This is a genomic window from Neorhizobium sp. SHOUNA12A (assembly GCF_023006505.1).
GTDB lineage: Bacteria > Pseudomonadota > Alphaproteobacteria > Rhizobiales > Rhizobiaceae > Neorhizobium.
The window spans coordinates 59648-77916 of the sequence record NZ_JALBGV010000013.1; the positions used below are offsets into that span (position 1 = coordinate 59648).

The 18269-nt window shown below is 60.7% G+C and carries 20 protein-coding genes; 10 read left to right on the forward strand and 10 right to left on the reverse strand.

What is annotated here, in order from left to right:
- Positions 1-100 precede the first annotated feature (100 nt).
- Positions 101-757: a hypothetical protein gene (locus MOV63_RS08780; protein ID WP_247033326.1), complete on the forward strand. Its 657-nt coding sequence runs from the start codon at positions 101-103 to the stop codon at positions 755-757.
- Between the two features lie 49 nt (positions 758-806).
- On the opposite strand, the gene MOV63_RS08785 is transcribed toward MOV63_RS08780, so the two are convergent.
- The 4 genes from MOV63_RS08785 to MOV63_RS08800 all read right to left on the reverse strand — a co-directional run bounded on the left by MOV63_RS08785 (position 807) and on the right by MOV63_RS08800 (position 5142).
- Entirely contained in the window at positions 807-1580 is a 774-nt protein-coding gene (locus tag MOV63_RS08785) for an amino acid ABC transporter ATP-binding protein (protein WP_038542553.1), read from the reverse strand.
- Between the two features lie 48 nt (positions 1581-1628).
- On the reverse strand, positions 1629-2750 hold the full coding sequence (locus MOV63_RS08790; RefSeq protein ID WP_405029310.1) for an amino acid ABC transporter permease: 1122 nt from the start codon (positions 2748-2750) through the stop codon (positions 1629-1631).
- Between the two features lie 40 nt (positions 2751-2790).
- Complete coding sequence (locus MOV63_RS08795) at positions 2791-3984, reverse strand: amino acid ABC transporter permease (RefSeq protein WP_247033328.1); 1194 nt, start codon at positions 3982-3984, stop codon at positions 2791-2793.
- A gap of 132 nt (positions 3985-4116) precedes the next feature.
- Entirely contained in the window at positions 4117-5142 is a 1026-nt protein-coding gene (locus MOV63_RS08800; RefSeq protein ID WP_038542559.1) for an amino acid ABC transporter substrate-binding protein, read from the reverse strand.
- A gap of 364 nt (positions 5143-5506) precedes the next feature.
- Here MOV63_RS08800 and MOV63_RS08805 point away from each other — a divergent pair, with 364 nt between their 5' ends.
- On the forward strand, positions 5507-6697 hold the full coding sequence (locus MOV63_RS08805) for a cystathionine beta-lyase (RefSeq protein WP_247033329.1): 1191 nt from the start codon (positions 5507-5509) through the stop codon (positions 6695-6697).
- Here the strand turns inward: MOV63_RS08805 and MOV63_RS08810 are convergent, their stop codons facing one another.
- Positions 6698-7861, reverse strand: a complete 1164-nt coding sequence (locus tag MOV63_RS08810) for an FAD-dependent monooxygenase (RefSeq protein ID WP_247033330.1) — start codon at positions 7859-7861, stop codon at positions 6698-6700.
- 13 nt (positions 7862-7874) lie between these two features.
- Positions 7875-8120 carry a zinc-finger domain-containing protein gene (locus MOV63_RS08815; RefSeq protein WP_007758304.1) on the reverse strand — a complete coding sequence of 82 codons (246 nt, stop codon included), beginning with the start codon at positions 8118-8120 and terminating at the stop codon, positions 7875-7877.
- A gap of 172 nt (positions 8121-8292) precedes the next feature.
- On the opposite strand from MOV63_RS08815, the gene MOV63_RS08820 reads away from it, so the two are divergent.
- The 8 genes from MOV63_RS08820 (at position 8293) to MOV63_RS08855 (ending at position 15343) form a co-directional block, all read left to right on the forward strand.
- A complete protein-coding gene (locus MOV63_RS08820) occupies positions 8293-9081 on the forward strand; it encodes an alpha/beta fold hydrolase (RefSeq protein WP_247033331.1) in 789 nt (262 codons plus the stop codon).
- Between the two features lie 116 nt (positions 9082-9197).
- Positions 9198-10019, forward strand: coding sequence for a serine O-acetyltransferase (cysE, locus tag MOV63_RS08825; RefSeq protein ID WP_038542567.1), 822 nt, complete (start codon positions 9198-9200; stop codon positions 10017-10019).
- Positions 10020-10185: 166 nt separating this feature from the next.
- Complete coding sequence (locus MOV63_RS08830) at positions 10186-10389, forward strand: DUF3126 family protein (protein ID WP_038542569.1); 204 nt, start codon at positions 10186-10188, stop codon at positions 10387-10389.
- A 277-nt stretch (positions 10390-10666) separates the two neighbouring features.
- Positions 10667-11017: a phasin family protein gene (locus MOV63_RS08835; protein ID WP_247033332.1), complete on the forward strand. Its 351-nt coding sequence runs from the start codon at positions 10667-10669 to the stop codon at positions 11015-11017.
- A 256-nt stretch (positions 11018-11273) separates the two neighbouring features.
- Entirely contained in the window at positions 11274-11627 is a 354-nt protein-coding gene (gene clpS, locus MOV63_RS08840; RefSeq protein ID WP_007758328.1) for an ATP-dependent Clp protease adapter ClpS, read from the forward strand.
- Between the two features lie 10 nt (positions 11628-11637).
- Positions 11638-14169, forward strand: coding sequence for an ATP-dependent Clp protease ATP-binding subunit ClpA (gene clpA, locus MOV63_RS08845; RefSeq protein ID WP_038542581.1), 2532 nt, complete (start codon positions 11638-11640; stop codon positions 14167-14169).
- A gap of 89 nt (positions 14170-14258) precedes the next feature.
- Entirely contained in the window at positions 14259-15008 is a 750-nt protein-coding gene (locus MOV63_RS08850) for an AzlC family ABC transporter permease (RefSeq protein ID WP_247033334.1), read from the forward strand.
- Positions 15005-15343, forward strand: a complete 339-nt coding sequence (locus MOV63_RS08855; RefSeq protein WP_247033335.1) for an AzlD domain-containing protein — start codon at positions 15005-15007, stop codon at positions 15341-15343. The genes MOV63_RS08850 and MOV63_RS08855 overlap by 4 nt, the downstream gene beginning before the upstream one ends.
- A 3-nt stretch (positions 15344-15346) precedes the next feature.
- Here MOV63_RS08855 and MOV63_RS08860 read toward each other — a convergent pair whose 3' ends face one another.
- Genes MOV63_RS08860 through MOV63_RS08875 form a run of 4 tightly spaced genes read right to left on the reverse strand, consistent with a single transcriptional unit; the run spans position 15347 to position 18232 of the window.
- A complete protein-coding gene (locus MOV63_RS08860; RefSeq protein ID WP_038586332.1) occupies positions 15347-15778 on the reverse strand; it encodes an HIT family protein in 432 nt (143 codons plus the stop codon).
- Between the two features lie 44 nt (positions 15779-15822).
- Positions 15823-17019, reverse strand: a complete 1197-nt coding sequence (locus MOV63_RS08865) for a GNAT family N-acetyltransferase (RefSeq protein WP_247033337.1) — start codon at positions 17017-17019, stop codon at positions 15823-15825.
- An 8-nt stretch (positions 17020-17027) separates the two neighbouring features.
- A complete protein-coding gene (locus MOV63_RS08870; protein ID WP_247033338.1) occupies positions 17028-17765 on the reverse strand; it encodes a glycerophosphodiester phosphodiesterase in 738 nt (245 codons plus the stop codon).
- Entirely contained in the window at positions 17762-18232 is a 471-nt protein-coding gene (locus MOV63_RS08875) for a RidA family protein (RefSeq protein WP_038542594.1), read from the reverse strand. The genes MOV63_RS08870 and MOV63_RS08875 overlap by 4 nt, the downstream gene beginning before the upstream one ends.
- Positions 18233-18269: the final 37 nt, after the last annotated feature.

The window sequence follows — 18269 nt, forward strand, 5'->3', positions numbered from 1 at the left end:
TCGGCAAACGCCTTCAACACATTGAAATGGTTTTCATTCGGGCAGTTCCGACTGCCCGGACCCCTTGCATTGTTTTTGAGCCTTCGAGTGGGGATTTGATATGAACAGGATATTGTCTGCCGGCGCGGTTCTTGCGCTTGCGTGTTTTTTGACGGCCGGTCCGGGGTTTGCGGAGGATAAGCCGCTGATCTGGAAGCCGATCCGCAACTCCGACACCAGCTATTCCGTCAAGCTCGGCCTGAAGCTGCCGACTCGGCTCGAAACCGAGGCCGGCATCTCGATGGGTGTCGATACGACGACGAGTGGTACGCCGGTCGACACGCCGATCAAGTTCTGGAGCAATTTCACGGCGCAAAAGATCCAGACGCCCGCCTATCAGCTGAACCGCGGCATCGGCGTCGATCTCGACGGCAATACCGGCAGCGCCGGGATCACCATGAATTATTACGAAAAGGAGATCGCGACCCCGACGATCGATATCGAGAGGCGCAGCAGCTACGGCATGCGTTATGACGGGGCGTCGGGAGAATGGCGCGGCGTCGATGCCAGCCAGTCGGTTAGTCTGCTGCACAGCCCAAGCCGCACGGCGCTGGTCGGGCGGGCAAGCGGCAGTAACGGTTTTCGCACGGTCGGGGCAGGTGTCGCCGTCGAAAAGACGCTCGGCCGATACATGACCCTCAGCGGCGCGCTGGACCGGACGTCGGACGCGCCCGATCCGGTTGCAAGCGTCAACGCCCGTTATTCCTTCCGCTGGTGAAACGAAAACGGGGCGCCGAAGCGCCCCATGATTGCATCTCCAAGCCGGGTCAGTGCAGGATCTGGCTGAGGAAGAGTTTCGTGCGCTCGTGCTGCGGATTGTCGAAGAATTCGGCCGGTGAGTTCTGTTCGACGATCTGGCCCTGGTCCATAAAAATCACCCGGTGGGCGACCTGACGGGCAAAGCCCATTTCGTGGGTGACGCACAGCATGGTCATGCCCTCTTCGGCAAGGCTCACCATCGTATCCAGCACTTCCTTGACCATTTCCGGATCGAGTGCCGAGGTCGGCTCGTCGAACAGCATGATCTTCGGTTTCATGCACAGCGAGCGGGCGATCGCCACGCGCTGCTGCTGGCCACCAGAGAGCTGGCCCGGATATTTGTTGGCCTGTTCCGGGATCTTGACGCGGGCGAGATAATGCATGGCGATCTCTTCCGCCTGCTTCTTCGGCATCTTGCGGACCCAGATCGGCGCCAGCGTGCAGTTTTCCAGGATCGTCAGGTGCGGGAAGAGGTTGAAGTGCTGGAACACCATGCCGACTTCGCGGCGCACTTCGTCGATCTTCTTCAGGTCGTTGGTGAGCTCGATGCCGTCGACGATGATGTTGCCGGCCTGGTGTTCCTCAAGGCGATTGATGCAGCGGATCATCGTCGACTTGCCGGAGCCGGACGGGCCGGCAATGACGATGCGCTCGCCCTTCATCACCTTCAGGTTGATGTCGCGCAGCACGTGGAAATCGCCGTACCACTTGTTCATGCCGATGATTTCGACGGCAACGTCGGTAGCCGAGACGGTCATTTTTTTGGGTTGGGCGTCTGCCATTTATATCCCCTTAGTTATCGTTTGTGGCTAGGCACAGCTTCAGGCCAGCTATCGCTTCAGGTTGGTGTCGAGGTGCCGCTCCATGAAGGCGGAGTAGCGCGACATGCCGAAGCAGAACAGCCAGAAGATGAAGCCTGCGAAGATGAGGCCGGTGATCGGTGTGACCGGGCTGATCCAGGTCGTGTCGGTGAAGTTCAACTGCACGATCCCGAGAAGATCGAACATGCCGATGATCGATACCAGCGACGTATCCTTGAAGAGGCCAATGAAGGTGTTGACGATGCCCGGAATGACCAGTTTCAGCGCCTGCGGCATGATGATCAGCCGGATCTTCTGCCAGTAGCTGAGGCCGAGCGAATCGGCGCCTTCGAACTGTCCTTTCGGAATTGCCTGCAGGCCGCCGCGAACGACTTCAGCCATGTAGGCGGAGGCGAAGATCGCCACGCCCACCAGTGCGCGCAGGAAATTGTCGATCGTCCAGCCGGTCGGCAGGAAGAGCGGCAGCATCACGTTCGCCATGAACAGCACCGTGATCAGCGGCACGCCGCGGATGACCTCGATGAAGGTGACGCAGATGACCCGGATCACCGGCATCGTCGAGCGTCGTCCGAGCGCCAGCAGAATGCCGACGGGGAGGGAGACGGCAATGCCGACGAAGGACAGGATCAGCGTCACCATCAGGCCGCCCCACAGCGGGGTTTCGACCTTCTGGAGCCCGAACACGCCGCCATGCAGCAGGAAGAATGCGACGATCGGCAGGCCGACGAAGAGCAGCAGCGCGTTCAGGCCCTTGCGAGGCAGCTTCGGCATCAGGATCGGCACGAGAAGGGCGATGAACAGGATCGCCACCAGCATCGGCCGCCAGCGTTCGTCCAGCGGATAACGCCCGAACATGAATTGCTGGAAACGATCGCCGACGAACGCCCAGCAGGCGCCGCTCCAGCCGTTCGGCTTGATGCCGCCCTGCACGGCGGTCGTGCAGAACGAACGGTCCGTCCCGAACCAGGCCGCCTGGACGAACAGCCAGTTGATCATGCCCGGCAGGAGCCAGACCAGAAGCGCAACCGCAAGGATCGTCAGCGCGGCGTCTTTCGGCGTGGCCAGGAGATTGATGCGGATCCAGCCAGAGGCACTCCTGGTGCTAAGCGGAGCGGGTGCGGGGGCGATCATTTCCGGGCGGACATAGGCAAGATTTTTCGTGTTCATGATCTTACCTCTCCACCAGGGCCATTTTGGAGTTGAACCAGTTCATGAACAGCGAGGTCGTGATACTGATGCTGAGATAGACGGCGAGCCAGATCGACACGACTTCGATCGCCTGTCCGGTCTGGTTCATCGTCGTGCCGCCGGTTGCGACCAGTTCCGGAAAGCCCACGGCAATGCCGAGCGACGAGTTTTTCGTCAGGTTGAGATATTGACTGGTCAGCGGTGGGATGATCACCCGCATTGCCTGCGGTACGACAACGAGGCGGGTCGTGGTGCTAGGCTGCAGGCCGAGTGCCGCGGCCGCTTCGCTCTGCCCTTTGGCCACGGCCCGGATGCCGGCGCGGATCGTCTCGGCGATGAACGAGGCCGTATAGAAGGACAGGGCCAGATAGAGGGCCACGAATTCCGGGGCGATCACCGATCCACCGGAGAGGTTGAAGCGGCCTGCGATCGGGAAATCGAAGGTCAGCGGAGCGCCGGCGGCAAGGAAGACGAGGACCGGCAGGCCGACGATCAGCCCGATCGCCGTCCAGATCGTGTGGAACTGCTTGCCGGTGCGCATCTGCCGCCGTTTTGCCCAGCGCGCGACGAAGAAAGTCGCAACGATAGCGACCAGCAGCGCAATGGGGATCACCCATGCGGCGTCACCCCAGACGGGCCTCGGGAAGGCGAGCCCCCGGTTGTTGAGCACCATGCCGAGCGGCAGTTTGACCGAGTCCCGAACCTGCGGCAGGGACGAAAGCACGCCCTTGTACCAGAAGAAGATGATCAGCAGCACCGGAATGTTGCGGAAAACTTCCACATAGACGGTGCAGAGCTTTGCGATCAGCCAGTTCTTCGAAAGACGGCCGATGCCGATGATGAAGCCGATGGTCGTGGCGGTGATGATACCGAAGAATGCCACCAGGATCGTATTGAGAAAACCGACGAGGATGGCCCGCCCGTAGGTCGAATCGCTCGAATAGTCGATAAGCGAAGCGCCGATGTCGAAACCGGCGCGGCCTTTGAGGAACTGATATCCGGAAGCGGTACCGGAGCGCGCAAGGTTGGCGACGGTATTGTCGAAAATCGACCAGCCGACGCCGACGACGATGACGAGCGTGAGGATCTGGAAAAAAATAGCCCGGATCTTTGGGTCGTAGATATAGGATCTGAGAGTTCGCGCTTCGGAAGGCGCAATTGCAGCGTGATCTGTCATGCTGGCCTTTTCCCCTGTGACCTCGTTTTTGAGGTCTTTTTCTTTTTAGAGGTCTTTTTCTTTTTATGCGTTTTTCTTTTTATGCCGGGGATAAGGCGGCTGAGCCGCCTTATCCCGTCTTGGTTTGGCCGATTAACGAACCGGCGGAGCGTATTGCAGGCCGCCCTTGGTCCAGAGCGCGTTCAGGCCGCGCTGGATCTTGAGGGGAGTGTTCTGGCCGATGTTGCGCTCGAACACTTCGCCGTAATTGCCGACGGCCTTGATGATGTTGTAGGCCCAGTCGTTGGTCAGGCCGAGGTCGGTACCGATCTTGGTATCCTTTTCGACGCCGAGGAAGCGGCGGACGTCCGGGTTGGTGGAGGACTTGCGGATGTCATCGACATTGGCCTTGGTGATGCCGAACTCTTCAGCCTGCACCAGTGCGTAATGCGTCCACGAAATGATGTCGAACCACTGGTCGTCGCCCTGGCGAACGGCCGGGCCAAGCGGCTCCTTGGAAATGATTTCCGGCAGAATGATGTGCTCATCCGGGTTCGAAAGCGACAGGCGCAGCGAATAGAGGCCGGACTGGTCGGTCGTGTAAACGTCGCAACGGCCTTCCTGATAGGCCTGGTTCACTTCCGGCAGCTTTTCGTAAACGACCGGCTTGTATTCGAGCTTGTTGGCCTTGAAAAAGTCGGCGAGGTTAAGCTCGGTGGTGGTGCCGGACTGAACGCAGACGGCAGCGCCGGAGAGTTCCAGAGCCGACTTCACGTTGAGGCTCTTCGGTACCATGAAGCCCTGACCGTCGTAATAGTTGACGGTACGGAAGTTGAAGCCGAGCGCGGTATCGCGGTTGATCGTCCAGGTCGTGTTGCGGAACAGGACGTCGCCTTCGCCCGACTGCAGTGCCGTGAAGCGGGTCTGCGAGGTGGTCGGGGTGTATTTGGTCTTCGTTGCGTCATTAAAAATGGCAGCAGCAACGGCTTTGCAGTAGTCAACGTCGAAACCGGACCAGTTGCCCGATGCGTCCGGTGCGGCAAAGCCGGCGAGACCGGTGTTGACGACGCACTGAACGAAACCCTTGGACTTGACGGTATCCAGCGTGGCGGCCGATGCCGCCGATGCGAAGCCAAGGACCGCTGCGCCAATCGCGGCTGACAGAAGCGTCTTTTTCATTTTCCCAACCTTTATCTGTGGTTTTCTGTGACTTGATGGCACCAACCGCTCCCCTGTCTTTTCGAATACGGCCGGCCGCCCGCTAACCCTCCCGGTGCAGGCGTTGCTATCTCATTCGCAAAACAACGCAGGGTCAAGTGTCGCCATTTCGAATTGCGTCTGAAATGAGGTAAATTCGTTAACCCGGCTCAGAAAACGCTCAGTTACCTAAAGTTTAGGCAACGTATGATCAAAAGAGGTGCGTTTTCCGTGAGATGGAAGGTTGCCTGATGTATCTGATTTAAGCGCCTGTCGCGGGGTTGACCGAGCCCTGTTGCGGCGGCAAAACTTTGTGCCTCCATTGCCAAAGAAAGCTCTCCCCGACATGAAAAAGACGAACGAGTCCCTGTTCACCGGCGCTGGCCCCAATACGCGTCTCGCCCATATGGGCAACGATCCGTCCGACTACCACGGTTTTGTCAATCCGCCGGTCGTCCACGCTTCGACCGTGTTGTTTCCCGACGCTGCGACGATGGAGAAGCGGGCCCAGAAATACACCTACGGCACTCGCAGCACGCCGACGACGGATGCGCTCTGCGCGGCCTTCGACGAGCTGGAGGGCTCGGCCGGCACCATTCTTGTTCCCTCGGGACTGGCAGCGATTTCGGTGCCGTTTCTCGCCTATCTCTCGGCCGGCGACCACGCCCTGATCGTCGATTCCGTCTACACGCCGTGCCGTAATTTCTGCAATACGATGCTGAAGCGTCTCGGCGTCACAATCGAGTATTACGATCCGGAAATCGGCGCCGGCATCGAAGCCCTAATTAAGCCGAACACCAGGCTGATCCATACCGAAGCTCCGGGCTCCAACACCATGGAGATGCAGGATATCAGGGCGATCGCCGACGTGGCTCACCGGCACGATTGCGTCGTCACCATGGACAATACCTGGGCAACGCCGCTTTATTTCCGGCCGCTCGATTTCGGCGTCGACGTGTCGATCCATGCGACGACGAAATATCCGTCCGGCCATTCGGACATCATCATGGGCTCGGTTTCGGCCAACGCCAGGCACTGGCCCAAGCTCGAGGAAGCCCGCATTGCGCTCGGGATCTGCGGCGCACCGGATGATTCCTACCAGATCCTGCGCGGCCTGCGCACCATGGGCGTGCGTCTCGAACATCATCAGAAGAGCGCGCTCGATATCGCCACATGGCTGGAGAGCCGCGACGACGTCGCGCGCGTCCTGCACCCGGCGCTGCCGAGCTTCCCCGGCCACGCGATCTGGAAGCGAGATTTCAAGGGCGCCAGCGGTGTCTTCTCTTTCGTGCTGAAGGCGCAGGGCGACAAGGCGAAAGCCAAGGCGCACGCTTTCCTGGACGCGCTGTCCTTCTTTGGCCTCGGTTATTCCTGGGGCGGTTACGAGAGCCTCGCCGTGCCGGTCAATCTGTCGGACCGCACCATCCGCAAAGCGCCGCCGGAAGGTCCGGTCATTCGCCTGCAGATCGGCCTCGAAGACGTAGCGGACCTGAAGAAGGACCTGGAAATCGGTTTCGCGGCCGCGGCCGAGATCTGATCACCGCGCCTTGAAGCCGTAAAGCCAGTCGAAATCCGCCGCGAGCGATTGCGGCGGACGCAGCGACAGGACGATATCGCGGCCGAGCCGGATCGGGCCGCGGGCGTGATAGGCGAAACGGTTGAACAGGCCGCGGGCGCGAACCTTGGCGATCCGCCGCGCGCGTTCGCTCTCGAAATCAGCCAAAGCCTGCGCAAGGGGCAGGGGACCGGCCACACGATTTGCCAGCACGAACGCGTCCTCGATCGCCATCGACGCGCCCTGGGCCGCAAACGGCATCATCGCATGCGCCGCATCGCCGATCAGCACCATGTCGCGACCGTTGTGCCAGCGGCCGGCGCCGACTTGGTAGAGTGGCCAGAAGGTCGGCTGTTCGGCCCTTTCGATCAGTTGAACGATACGCCGGTCCCAGCGATGGAACTGGCCGAGTAGCATGCGCCGCTGTGCATCGCTGGCTTGCGCATCCCACGTCTTGCCGGGGCTGATGCCGGAGGCGATGGCGACGATGTTGAACCCGTCGATCTCCTTGAGCGGATAGGCAACCACATGGGTCGACGGCCCGAGAAAGGCGGTGACCTGGCCCGCGTGCAGCCAATCGGGTCTGGCGCTGGCGGGGATTGTGAAGCGCCAGGCAATATCGCGCGAAAAATCGGGCTCCGGGCTGTCTGGTATGCCGGCGCGCAGATTGGACCAGACGCCGTCGGCGCCGACGATCAGGGGATAGGTCCTGCCGGTCATCGCCGTCAGCGTCGCGTGCGGGTCCTCGCGGACCGGCGTGTCGAGATGGATGCTGCAGAGCGGGTTCTGTTCGACCGCGGCAAGCAATGCCTGTTGAAGCGTGGCGCGATGCAGGACCCCATAGGGCGCACCCCAGCGCTCGCGGGCAAAACGCCCGGCCGGCACATGCGCAAGCGGTCTGAGCGATGTCCCCGAGACGAGCCCAATCCGCTCCGGCTCGGTCCAGACGGCTTCGAGTGCGGGCAAAACGCCGAGTTCGGAGAGCACGCGCGAAGCGTTCGGCGATATCTGCAGGCCGGCGCCGACCTCGATCAGGGCGGGCGCTTCCTCGAAAATGTCGCAGGCTACCCTGTGGCGGGCGAAGGCGAGCGCGGCCGTCAGCCCGGCCATGCCGGCGCCGATGATCGCTACTCTTTCAATGGGCATGTCGGAATGCCGATCAGGCGGCCTTGACGTGGAAGACGCAGCCCGGCGGGTCGGTCTGTTCGGCCTTCAGCGACGGATTGTAGCGGTAGAGGGTCGAGCAGTAGGAGCAGACCTTCTCGTTGTCGTCGCCCATGTCGATGAAGATATGCGGATGGTCGAAGGGAACCGAAGCGCCGGTGCACATGAATTCCTTGACGCCGATCTGGATCAGGCGATGCCCGCCGTCGTTCTGGAAATGGGGAATGCTGTGCCCGGCCATGATGATCTCCGATACTTGAATGCGGCGCGTCTGATTTGCGCCGGACATTAGCCGTCCGCTTGGCGATTGTGTAGTGGGAAAACCGCCGCAGGCGCGTCGATTTCGTGTCGGGCACGGGTTCAAACGCCGCGGTTCATCCCTTATGTTCCCGGCGTCAATGAGGACTGCCCCGATGAATCTCAACGCGCCTGCCTTCTCCACGTTTTCCCATGAGGGTCTCGATCTTGCCTATTTCGACGAAGGCGATCCGTCGGGCGATCCGGTGCTGCTCATCCATGGGTTTGCCTCGAGCGCGCTGGTCAACTGGGTACATCCGGGCTGGCTGAAGACGCTCGGCGACGCGGGTTACCGGGTAATCGCCATGGACAATCGCGGGCACGGGGCAAGCGACAAGCCGCTCGATCCGGAAGCCTATCGGCCATGGGTGATGGCCGAGGATTCGATGGCACTCCTCGACCACTTGAGGATCCCGGAAGCGCATGTCTTCGGTTATTCGATGGGCGCCCGCATCTCGGTCTTTTCGGCACTTGCGCATCCGCATCGGATACGTTCCCTGGTCCTCGGAGGTCTCGGCATCGGCATGACCGACGGGGTAGGGGATTGGGACCCGATCGCAGACGCCTTGCTCGCCCCTTCGCTCGATGATGTCAGCCATGCCCGCGGTCGCATGTTCCGCGCCTTCGCCGATCAGACGAAGAGCGACAGGGAGGCTTTGGCCGCCTGTATTCGCGGCTCGAGGGATCTGGTGACCCGCGCCGACATGGGCCGTATCGACGCGCCGACACTGATCGGGGTCGGAACCAAGGACGACATCGCCGGTTCCGCGCAGGAGCTCGCCGCTTTGATGCCGCATGCGATTTCCCTCGATATCCCCGGCCGCGACCATATGCTCGCAGTCGGCGACCGGGTGTTCAAGAAGGCGGTTCTGGACTTTTACGCGGAACTCTCCGCAAGGCCGTAGGTTTCTTCATTCTTACGATCAACGGAATGCGATTTTGCGCCCATTGGTCTCGGCGTAAACTTATTCTATATACTGGCCGTACGAAGCTCTGCCGTACGGCAAACGAGGAGACGGCGATGGCCGCGAGAACTGAAATCCGCCAGGAGCCGGTCGCGACGATGGATCCCATCTGGGATACGTTGCGCCAGGAGGCGCGCGCAGCGACCGAGCAGGACCCGCTGCTCGCCGCATTTCTGTATTCTGCCGTGCTCAACCATCGCTCGCTTGAGGAATGCGTCGTGCACCGCATCTGCGAGCGCCTCGCTCATGCGGATATTCCGGACGTCCTCCTGCGCCAGACCTTCATGGAAATGTTGGCCGACTGGCCGGAATGGGGCGCGATCCTGCGTGTCGATATCCAGGCCGTCTACGACCGCGATCCTGCCTGCCTGCGGTTCATGGAGCCGGTGCTCTATTTCAAGGGTTTCCACGCGATCCAGACCCACCGGCTGGCGCATTGGCTGTTCAACCGCGGCCGCCGCGATTTTGCGCTCTATCTGCAGAGCCGCTCCTCCAGCGTCTTCCAGACGGACATCAACCCGGCAGCCCGCATCGGCAAGGGCATTTTCCTCGATCACGCCACCGGCCTGGTGGTCGGGGAGACGGCCGTGATCGGCGATAACGTCTCGATCCTGCACGGCGTGACGCTCGGCGGCACCGGCAAGGAAGGCGCCGACCGCCATCCGAAGATTGCCAACGGCGTCCTCATCGGTGCCGGCGCCAAGATCCTCGGCAATATCGAGGTCGGGTCGTGCTCCCGCGTCGCCGCGGGCTCGGTGGTCCTGAAGGCCGTTCCGCCGAAGTCGACCGTCGCCGGCGTGCCGGCAAAGGTGGTCGGGAGTGCCGGGTGTTCGGAACCGTCGCGCCTGATGGACCAGATTCTCGGGGCTGACGACTGATTCGTCTGCGTTCGCCTTGCCGCGCGCCCGACATCGACGGCTCACGGAATATCGTGAGCCACTGAACATCGGGGAAAGAGCGGCAAAGGCTATTTCTGGCGGCTTTACTTTCGCCTTTGTCCCATGCCAAAAGCGCCGCAACCGAGAACCGCTGACGGAGAGAGACGTGAAACCGGACGAAATCAAGAAGCTCGACGCCTATTTCAAGCGCGTTATCAATCCGCAGGCGATCGTCAAGGCGCGTCCGCGCAAAGACGACTCGGCCGAAGTTTACCTCGGTGACGAGTTTCTCGGCGTCGTCTACATCGATGACGAGGATGGCGACCGCTCTTACAATTTTTCCATGGCAATTCTCGACGTCGATCTCTAATCGAACCGACCGCGACACCTCAGGGCGGGCTCACAGGCCCGCTTTTTGATTCGTGCGGAGGGCACCGCCGGGTGGAAAGAAAATGGCTGCGGCGTTTTTGCGCGGCGGTGTGCTATGTGCTGATATATCTTCGCAAAATCAGAAGCCTGAATCGATCCATGCATTTGCATAGAGCCGATTGCAACCAAAGGTGATTTTGCGCCGCACAAATCAGCCTTGACTTTTATCCGTAGGCCGCTTTCAATCAGCAAATACGAATAGAACAAAGGGACAGGCGATGTTCAATTTCGATGAGGCCAACAAGAAGAGCAAGGAAGCGATGGACGGAATGCTGAAGAGCTATTCCGAGATCGCCAAGGGTTATCAGGCGATCGCTACCGAAGCGACCGACTATTCCAAGAAGTCCTTCCAGGATATGACGGGTTTCATGGAAGAGCTTGCCTCCACCCGCAGCGTCGAGGCGGCCTTCGAGCTCCAGACCAAATACGTGAAATCGGCTTATGAAAGCTTCATTGCCGAGTCGACCAAGATTACCGACATGTATGCCGGTCTCGCAAAGACAGCCTACAAGCCCTACGAAGCGCCGGTCGCCAAGTCGACCGCCGTGGTCACCGCAAACGCCGCGTAACGCGCATAGCGGCCCCTCCAAGCGACGCTTTCATCATAGAAGGCCGGCGGCGTTCAGCGCTGCCGGCCTTTTTGATTCATGCCAATGCGGAAATATCCGACTTTCGGCATGTTCCATCATCTCTTTAGCGGAATAGTGATTGCGTGGCCGCAAAGGGGGCTTAAAATCCGCGTTCAATGAACTAAGTTAGGAAGACTAAAGTCCGGCCGTTCGGCCATTCGGACGAACCCGCCGGATGACTGGGGAATGAATGAAGATGATCGCACTGCCGATCTTGATGCAAGCTGAAAAGGGTGGCGACGGAGACAACGCAAATCGCGGTACCTCGGTCATCACGCGTACGAAGCCGAAAACAAAGAAGCCAAATCTCTACCGCGTACTGCTGCTGAATGACGATTATACGCCGATGGAGTTCGTCATCCACATTCTGGAACGTTTCTTTCAGAAGGACAGGGAGGCAGCGACGCGTATCATGCTCCACGTCCACAATCACGGCGTGGGGGAATGCGGAATATTTACATACGAAGTAGCGGAAACCAAAGTGTCCCAGGTCATGGACTTCGCCCGGCAACACCAGCATCCGCTGCAATGTGTCATGGAAAAGAAGTGAGGAACCCGACGTGCCAACATTTTCGCCTAGTCTAGAAAAGGCGCTGCATCAGGCACTGACCTTTGCCAACGAGCGGCATCACGAATATGCCACGCTCGAGCACCTGCTTTTGGCGTTGATCGACGATGCCGATGCAGCCGCGGTCATGGGCGCTTGTAACGTCAATTTGGAAACCCTGCGCAAGACCGTCGCCGACTATGTCGATAATGAACTTGCCAACCTGATCACCGGTTATGACGAGGATTCCAAGCCGACCTCCGGCTTCCAGCGCGTCATCCAGCGCGCCGTCATCCACGTCCAGTCTTCGGGCCGCGAGGAAGTGACCGGCGCCAACGTTCTCGTCGCGATCTTCGCGGAACGGGAAAGCCATGCGGCCTTCTTCCTGCAGGAGCAGGAAATGACCCGCTATGACGCGGTCAACTATATTTCTCACGGCATCGGCAAGCGTGCTGGCACCTCCCAGACCCGCACGCCGCGCGGCGCCGAGGACAGCGAGTCGGAAGCCAAGCCCTCCGCCCGCGATCAGGAGGAAGGTTCGGCCAAGAAACCGCAGGATGCCCTCAAGGCCTATTGCGTCAACCTGAACGAAAAGGCCCGCGACGGCCGCATCGATCCGCTGATCGGTCGCCATGCCGAAGTCAACCGGACGATCCAGGTCCTGTGCCGCCGTTCCAAGAACAACCCGCTCTACGTGGGTGATCCGGGCGTCGGCAAGACGGCGATTGCCGAAGGCCTCGCCAAGCGGATCATCGAAGGCAAGGTGCCGGAGGCTCTCGCCGACGCCACCATCTTCTCGCTCGACATGGGTACGCTGCTCGCCGGCACCCGTTATCGCGGTGACTTCGAAGAGCGCCTGAAGCAGGTCGTCAAGGAACTTGAAGAGTATCCGGGCGCGGTCCTGTTCATCGACGAGATCCACACCGTCATCGGCGCCGGTGCCACTTCCGGCGGCGCGATGGATGCCTCGAACCTGTTGAAGCCGGCGCTGTCTTCGGGCGCGATCCGCTGCATCGGTTCGACCACCTATAAGGAATACCGCCAGTTCTTCGAAAAGGACCGGGCTCTGGTTCGCCGCTTCCAGAAGATCGACGTCAATGAACCGTCGATCGACGATGCGATCGAAATCATGAAGGGCCTGAAGCCCTATTTCGAGGAATACCACAAGCTGCGTTACACCAACGACGCGATCAAGGCGGCTGTCGAGCTTTCGGCCCGCTACATTTCCGACCGCAAGCTTCCGGACAAGGCGATCGACGTGATCGACGAGACCGGTGCGGCCCAGATGCTCTTGCCCGCTTCCAAGCGCCGCAAGCTGATCACCGAGAAGGAGATCGAAGTTACAATCGCCACGATGGCGCGGATCCCGGCCAAGACCGTCTCCAAGGATGACGAGATGGTTCTCGCAAACCTGGAAAAGGAACTGCGTTCGGTCGTCTATGGCCAGGATGCGGCGATCGAGGCACTGTCGACCGCGATCAAGCTGGCTCGCGCCGGCCTTCGCGAACCGAACAAGCCGATCGGCTCCTACGTCTTTTCCGGCCCGACTGGCGTCGGCAAGACGGAGGTCGCCAAACAGCTTGCCGCCTCGCTCGGCGTCGAGATGCTGCGCTTCGACATGTCGGAATATATGGAACGCCACACGGTCTCGCGGCTGCTCGGCGCACCTCCCGGTTATGTCGGTTTCGACCAGGGCGGTCTTTTGACCGATGGGGTCGATCAGCATCCGCACTCGGTGGTCCTGCTCGACGAAATCGAGAAGGCGCATCCGGATATCTACAATATCCTGCTGCAGGTCATGGACCATGGTTCATTGACCGACCACAACGGCAAGAAGATCGATTTCCGCAACGTCATCCTGATCATGACGACCAATGCGGGCGCGTCGGAAATGGCCAAGGCCGCCATCGGCTTCGGTTCGTCCAAGCGCACCGGCGAGGACGAAGAGGCGATCAACCGCCTGTTCACACCGGAATTCCGCAACCGCCTCGATGCGATCATCCAGTTCGCACCGCTGCCGACCGAGGTCATCCATCAGGTCGTTCAGAAGTTCGTCATGCAGCTCGAGACGCAGCTCTCGGAACGCAACGTCACCTTCGACCTGCATCAGGATGCAATCGCCTGGCTGGCGGAAAAGGGTTACGACGAGAAGATGGGTGCCCGCCCGCTCTCACGCGTCATCCAGGAATACATCAAGAAGCCGCTCGCCAACGAGATCCTGTTCGGCAAGCTGCGTAAGGGTGGTGTGGTCCGCGTCACTGTGGGCAAGGGCGAGGATGGCAAGGACAAGCTCATCCTCGACTCGATCTCCGAGGCGACCCCTGTGAAGCCGAAGCCGGAGGCCGAGGTGGAAGAGGCCGCCGAGGAAGCCGAAACCAAGGTCGTCAAGGCCAAGGCGCCGAAGAAGTCGGCGCAGAAGGACAAGGACGGCGGCCCGGCCAGGGCTCGCGCCATGGTCGATGCGGACGTGATCGCTTCAGATGACGCGCCCAAGACGCCGCCCCGCAAGGGCACCACGGTGCCGCGCGTGCCGAAGAGCAAATAACTCCTTCGGATGGAATTTTGGCGATGCCGGGCTTGTCCCGGCATCGCTGTTTTCATGACTGACCGTTTCCCATACCCGCCGGAATACTTATGTCTCCAGACAGTGACGATCGCAGCGCCCTATCCTGGTTTTTTACCGGCATGCGGGGCCTGCTTTCGCTTCCGGCCCTCATTCTTCTAACCTCGATCGTCGGCTTCAGCGCCTTTGCGCTCGAATCGGGCCTGACGCGTGGCGAGGCGGTGTTCATGTCGCTGGCGATCTGGGCGCTGCCGGCGCAGGTCATCCTGATCGGGACAATGGCGAGCGGCGCCAATATTGCCGCCTGTTTTCTCGCGGTGACGCTCTCCTCGATCCGCATGACGCCGATGGTCGCCTCGGTCGTCCCGGAGATGCGAACAAGGCGCACGCCGATCTGGCTGCTGCTGATCCTGTCGCATTTCATCGCCATCACGTCCTGGGTCTTCGCGATCACCACGCTTCGCAACGTGCCGCGCGAGCACCGGGCGATCTATTTCGCCGGTTTCGGCGTGACGCTGACGTTGACCGGCACACTGGTCGTTGCGGTCTTCTACGATATCGTTTCGGCCTTTCCGCCGGCCGTCGCGGGCATACTCTTCTTCCTGACGCCCGTCTATTTCAACGCCTCCATCTGGGCGAGCGCGCGCCAGCCGGTGGTGCAGATAGCTTTCGTCATGGGGGTGATCCTCGGCCCGACGCTGGCGCTGGTGACCCCGCAATTCGATGTGCTGTGCGCTGGCCTTGGCGGCGGCACGGCCGCCTATCTGATCGACAGGGCGCGCCGCAAGAAAAAGCGTGCCGGGCAGGAGACCAGGCGATGATTGCCGAATACTGGACCTTTATCGTCATTGCGATCGCCGGTTTCCTGGCGACCGATATCTGGCGCTGGCTCGGGGTTTTTACCGGCAACCGGCTGAACGAAGACTCCGAAGCGCTTTATTGGGTAAGGGCGGTGGCGACCGCGCTGGTCATGGCCGTCACCGCAAAACTGATCGTTTTCCCGAACGGCACGCTCGCCGGTTCGCCGCTCTGGCTGCGGCTGGCGGCGGCCGGCATCGGTTTCGCCATCTTCCTGGCGACCGGTCGCAAGGTCTGGATCGGCGTTGCTGTGCCGATGACGCTGCTTGTCGCTGGTCTCTGGTGGGTCGGTTTCTGAAGCTTAATTGCCCAATTCGCCGATGATCTTCTCGGCATTCGCCGCGAGTACTTCATTGTTTTCCATCTGGCCCGAATGGGGTTTCAACGGCTGTCCCTCGTAGCGCGGGACGACGTGGAAATGCAGGTGGTAGACGGTCTGTCCGGCGGCCGGTTCGTTGAACTGGATGACCGTGATGCCGTCCGCCTCGAAGGCTTGCCTGGCAGCTCTGGCGAGCTTCTGCACCACCGGGATGACCTTCGAAAGCACGGCAGGATCGGCATCGAGAATATTGCGCGACGGGGCTTTCGGGAGCACCAGCAGGTGACCGGGCGACTGCGGCATGACATCCATGAAAGCGAGCGTATCGGCATCCTCATAGACCCTATGGCACGGGATCTCGCCGCGCAGGATTTTTCCGAAGATGTTGTTGCTGTCGTAAGCCTGTCCGCTCATCGCGATGTCCTCTCCTAGTTTTGCCGGCCCGATCTTTCCGGGCCCTAATCCTGTTCCTGCTGGCGTTCGCCCTTGCGGAACGGGCTGTGCTCGGCAAGATATTCCGTCATCTGCTCCACGTCTTCGCGCTCGTGTTCCAGATAGTCGGCGATCGCGCGCCTCAGCCCCGCATGGGCGATATAGTGCATCGAATGCGTGGTGACAGGCAGGTAACCGCGCGCCAGCTTGTGTTCCCCTTGCGCGCCCGCTTCGACGCGCTTCAGGCCCTTAGCGAGCGCGAAATCGATCGCCTGGTGGTAACAGACCTCGAAATGCAGGAAGGGATGGTCCTCGACACAACCCCAGTGGCGGCCGTAAAGCGCGTCCCCGCCGATGAAATTGATCGCGCCGGCGACGTATTTTCCCTCGCGTTTGGCCATCACCAGCAGGACGTCCTCGGGCATACGCTCGCCGATCAGCGAATAGAATTTTCGCGTCAGGTAAGGCCGGCCCCATTTGCGACCGCCGGTGTCCATGTAGAATTCGAAGAACTGGTCCCAGATGTCCTCGGTGAGGTCCTTGCCGGTCAGCCAGTCGATCGAAATACCGTTTTCCAGGGCCGAGCGCCGTTCCTTCTTCAGCGCCTTGCGTTTGCGCGAGGCGAGCGTTTCGAGGAAGGCGTCGTGGTTCTCGTAACCTTCGTTGATGAAATGGAACTGCTTGTCGGTGCGGTGCAGGTAGTCGGCCTCTTCGAAAGCAGCGACCTGGTCTTCCGCGACGAAGGTCACATGTGCGGAAGAGATGCCGAGCTGGCGTGTCACCTCCTGGAGACCGGCCGCCAGCGTCAGTTCGGTCGAAGCCCGGTCGTAACCTTCGCAGACGAGCAGGCGCGGCCCGCTCGCCGGCGTGAACGGCACGGTGCACTGCAGTTTCGGATAATAACGCCCGCCGGCGCGCTCAAACGCGTCGGCCCAGCCGTGGTCGAAGACGTATTCGCCCTGGCTATGGCTTTTCAGATAACCAGGAACCGCGCCGATCAGCGTGCCCTTGTCGTCTTCGAGGAGAAGATGATGGCCGAGCCAGCCGGTCTTGGCGGTAGCGGAGCCCGATTCCTCCAGCGCCGAGAGAAAGGCGTGCGACAGGAACGGATTGTAGGGCGTTTCCGAAGAGGAGGACTTGGAAGTGCCCGAAAGGCGCGACCAGCTTGCCGGGCTGATCGCGCAGAAGGATTTTTCGATGCGGATGGTGAGATTGCCGGTCATACTCTGCTTTACACGGAGGGGGAGGAAACCTCCCGCGGATCAAAACCTTCGAAGGTCATCTGGTCAGCATATTTATAGGTATGTTCGCGGCCGTTTGCATCCCTTACGGTCCAGGTAATGACCGGAATTCCGGTCGCCCTCTGGGCTGTGATGAACGTGTTCGGCAGGTGGGGGTAGTGGTAGGAAATGAAGTCGAGGCCGAGCTGCATGGCCTCGTCGTGCTCGAAGAATTCCTCCGGCTTGTCGCCCATGGCGGTGAGGCCGAGCGGGTAGGGCGAACCGGCATTTTTTAGGTCGCGCAGGATGTGGTAGTCGAAGCTCATCAGCGCCACCTTGCCCTGATAACCTTCGAGGACCTCGAGCACCGCCTCGGCGAACCCGTCGTCGTCGCCGTCGCCTTCGCGTCCCTTGACCTCGATCACCAGAGGCACCTTGCCGGCGACGAGGGCAAGCATCTGCTTCAGCGTCGGCACCTTGTCCTTCGTGGCCCCGACCGAAAGCATGCCGAGTTCGGCTGAGGTCTTTTCGCGGATATCGCCCTTGATGCCGCAGAGCCGTTCGAGATCGTGATCGTGGAAGATCACCGGCACGCTGTCGGCGGCAAGCTGTACGTCGCATTCGATCGCAAAGCCGGCCTCCACAGCGCGGGAAAACGCCGACAGGGTGTTTTCCCAGACTTGGTGGTTCATATCGTGATAACCGCGATGGGCGACCGGAAGGTCCTTGATCCAGGTGGCGTCGGTCATGCTTCGATCTCGATAATGGCTTCGATTTCGACGGAGGCGTTGAACGGCAGCGCCGCCATGCCGACGGCCGCCCGCGCATGCTTGCCGGCGTCGCCGAGAACGTTGGCGATCAGGTTCGATGCGCCGTTGGTGACGATATGCTGTTCGAAGAAGCCGGGCGCCGAGGCGACAAAGCTCGAAAGCTTGACCACCCGCTTGATCCGGCCGAGATCGCCGCCCAATGCCGCCTTCGCCTGGGCGAGGATATTGATGGCGCAGAGTTCGGCCGCACGGCTCGCTGCCGGCACGTCGACACCCGCGCCGACAAGGCCGGTGACGGCCACCTTGCCGTTTTCATTCGGCAGCTGGCCGGAGATGAACAGCAGGTTGCCGGTAATCACGTAGGGCACGTAATTGGCGGCGGGTGCGGCCGCGACGGGGAGTTCGATCCCCAGTTCCTTCAGGCGGCCTTCGATGGCTTCGGTCATTTTCGACTCCCGTTTTGTTGTAAATTCTTCAAAAATC

What these genes read in the sequence shown, in the direction of transcription:
- MOV63_RS08855 (WP_247033335.1), top strand. Translation starts at nt 15,005, where the DNA reads ATGATTGCCGAATACTGGACCTTTATCGTCATTGCGATCGCCGGTTTC.
- MOV63_RS08800 (WP_038542559.1), bottom strand. Translation starts at nt 5,142, where the DNA reads ATGAAAAAGACGCTTCTGTCAGCCGCGATTGGCGCAGCGGTCCTTGGC.
- MOV63_RS08785 (WP_038542553.1), bottom strand. Translation starts at nt 1,580, where the DNA reads ATGGCAGACGCCCAACCCAAAAAAATGACCGTCTCGGCTACCGACGTT.
- MOV63_RS08870 (WP_247033338.1), bottom strand. Translation starts at nt 17,765, where the DNA reads ATGACCGACGCCACCTGGATCAAGGACCTTCCGGTCGCCCATCGCGGT.
- MOV63_RS08790 (WP_405029310.1), bottom strand. Translation starts at nt 2,750, where the DNA reads ATGATCGCCCCCGCACCCGCTCCGCTTAGCACCAGGAGTGCCTCTGGC.
- MOV63_RS08820 (WP_247033331.1), top strand. Translation starts at nt 8,293, where the DNA reads ATGAATCTCAACGCGCCTGCCTTCTCCACGTTTTCCCATGAGGGTCTC.
- MOV63_RS08860 (WP_038586332.1), bottom strand. Translation starts at nt 15,778, where the DNA reads ATGAGCGGACAGGCTTACGACAGCAACAACATCTTCGGAAAAATCCTG.
- MOV63_RS08875 (WP_038542594.1), bottom strand. Translation starts at nt 18,232, where the DNA reads ATGACCGAAGCCATCGAAGGCCGCCTGAAGGAACTGGGGATCGAACTC.
- MOV63_RS08850 (WP_247033334.1), top strand. Translation starts at nt 14,259, where the DNA reads ATGTCTCCAGACAGTGACGATCGCAGCGCCCTATCCTGGTTTTTTACC.
- MOV63_RS08865 (WP_247033337.1), bottom strand. Translation starts at nt 17,019, where the DNA reads ATGACCGGCAATCTCACCATCCGCATCGAAAAATCCTTCTGCGCGATC.
- MOV63_RS08805 (WP_247033329.1), top strand. Translation starts at nt 5,507, where the DNA reads ATGAAAAAGACGAACGAGTCCCTGTTCACCGGCGCTGGCCCCAATACG.
- MOV63_RS08810 (WP_247033330.1), bottom strand. Translation starts at nt 7,861, where the DNA reads ATGCCCATTGAAAGAGTAGCGATCATCGGCGCCGGCATGGCCGGGCTG.
- MOV63_RS08780 (WP_247033326.1), top strand. Translation starts at nt 101, where the DNA reads ATGAACAGGATATTGTCTGCCGGCGCGGTTCTTGCGCTTGCGTGTTTT.
- cysE (WP_038542567.1), top strand. Translation starts at nt 9,198, where the DNA reads ATGGCCGCGAGAACTGAAATCCGCCAGGAGCCGGTCGCGACGATGGAT.
- MOV63_RS08835 (WP_247033332.1), top strand. Translation starts at nt 10,667, where the DNA reads ATGTTCAATTTCGATGAGGCCAACAAGAAGAGCAAGGAAGCGATGGAC.
- MOV63_RS08795 (WP_247033328.1), bottom strand. Translation starts at nt 3,984, where the DNA reads ATGACAGATCACGCTGCAATTGCGCCTTCCGAAGCGCGAACTCTCAGA.
- MOV63_RS08815 (WP_007758304.1), bottom strand. Translation starts at nt 8,120, where the DNA reads ATGGCCGGGCACAGCATTCCCCATTTCCAGAACGACGGCGGGCATCGC.
- clpS (WP_007758328.1), top strand. Translation starts at nt 11,274, where the DNA reads ATGATCGCACTGCCGATCTTGATGCAAGCTGAAAAGGGTGGCGACGGA.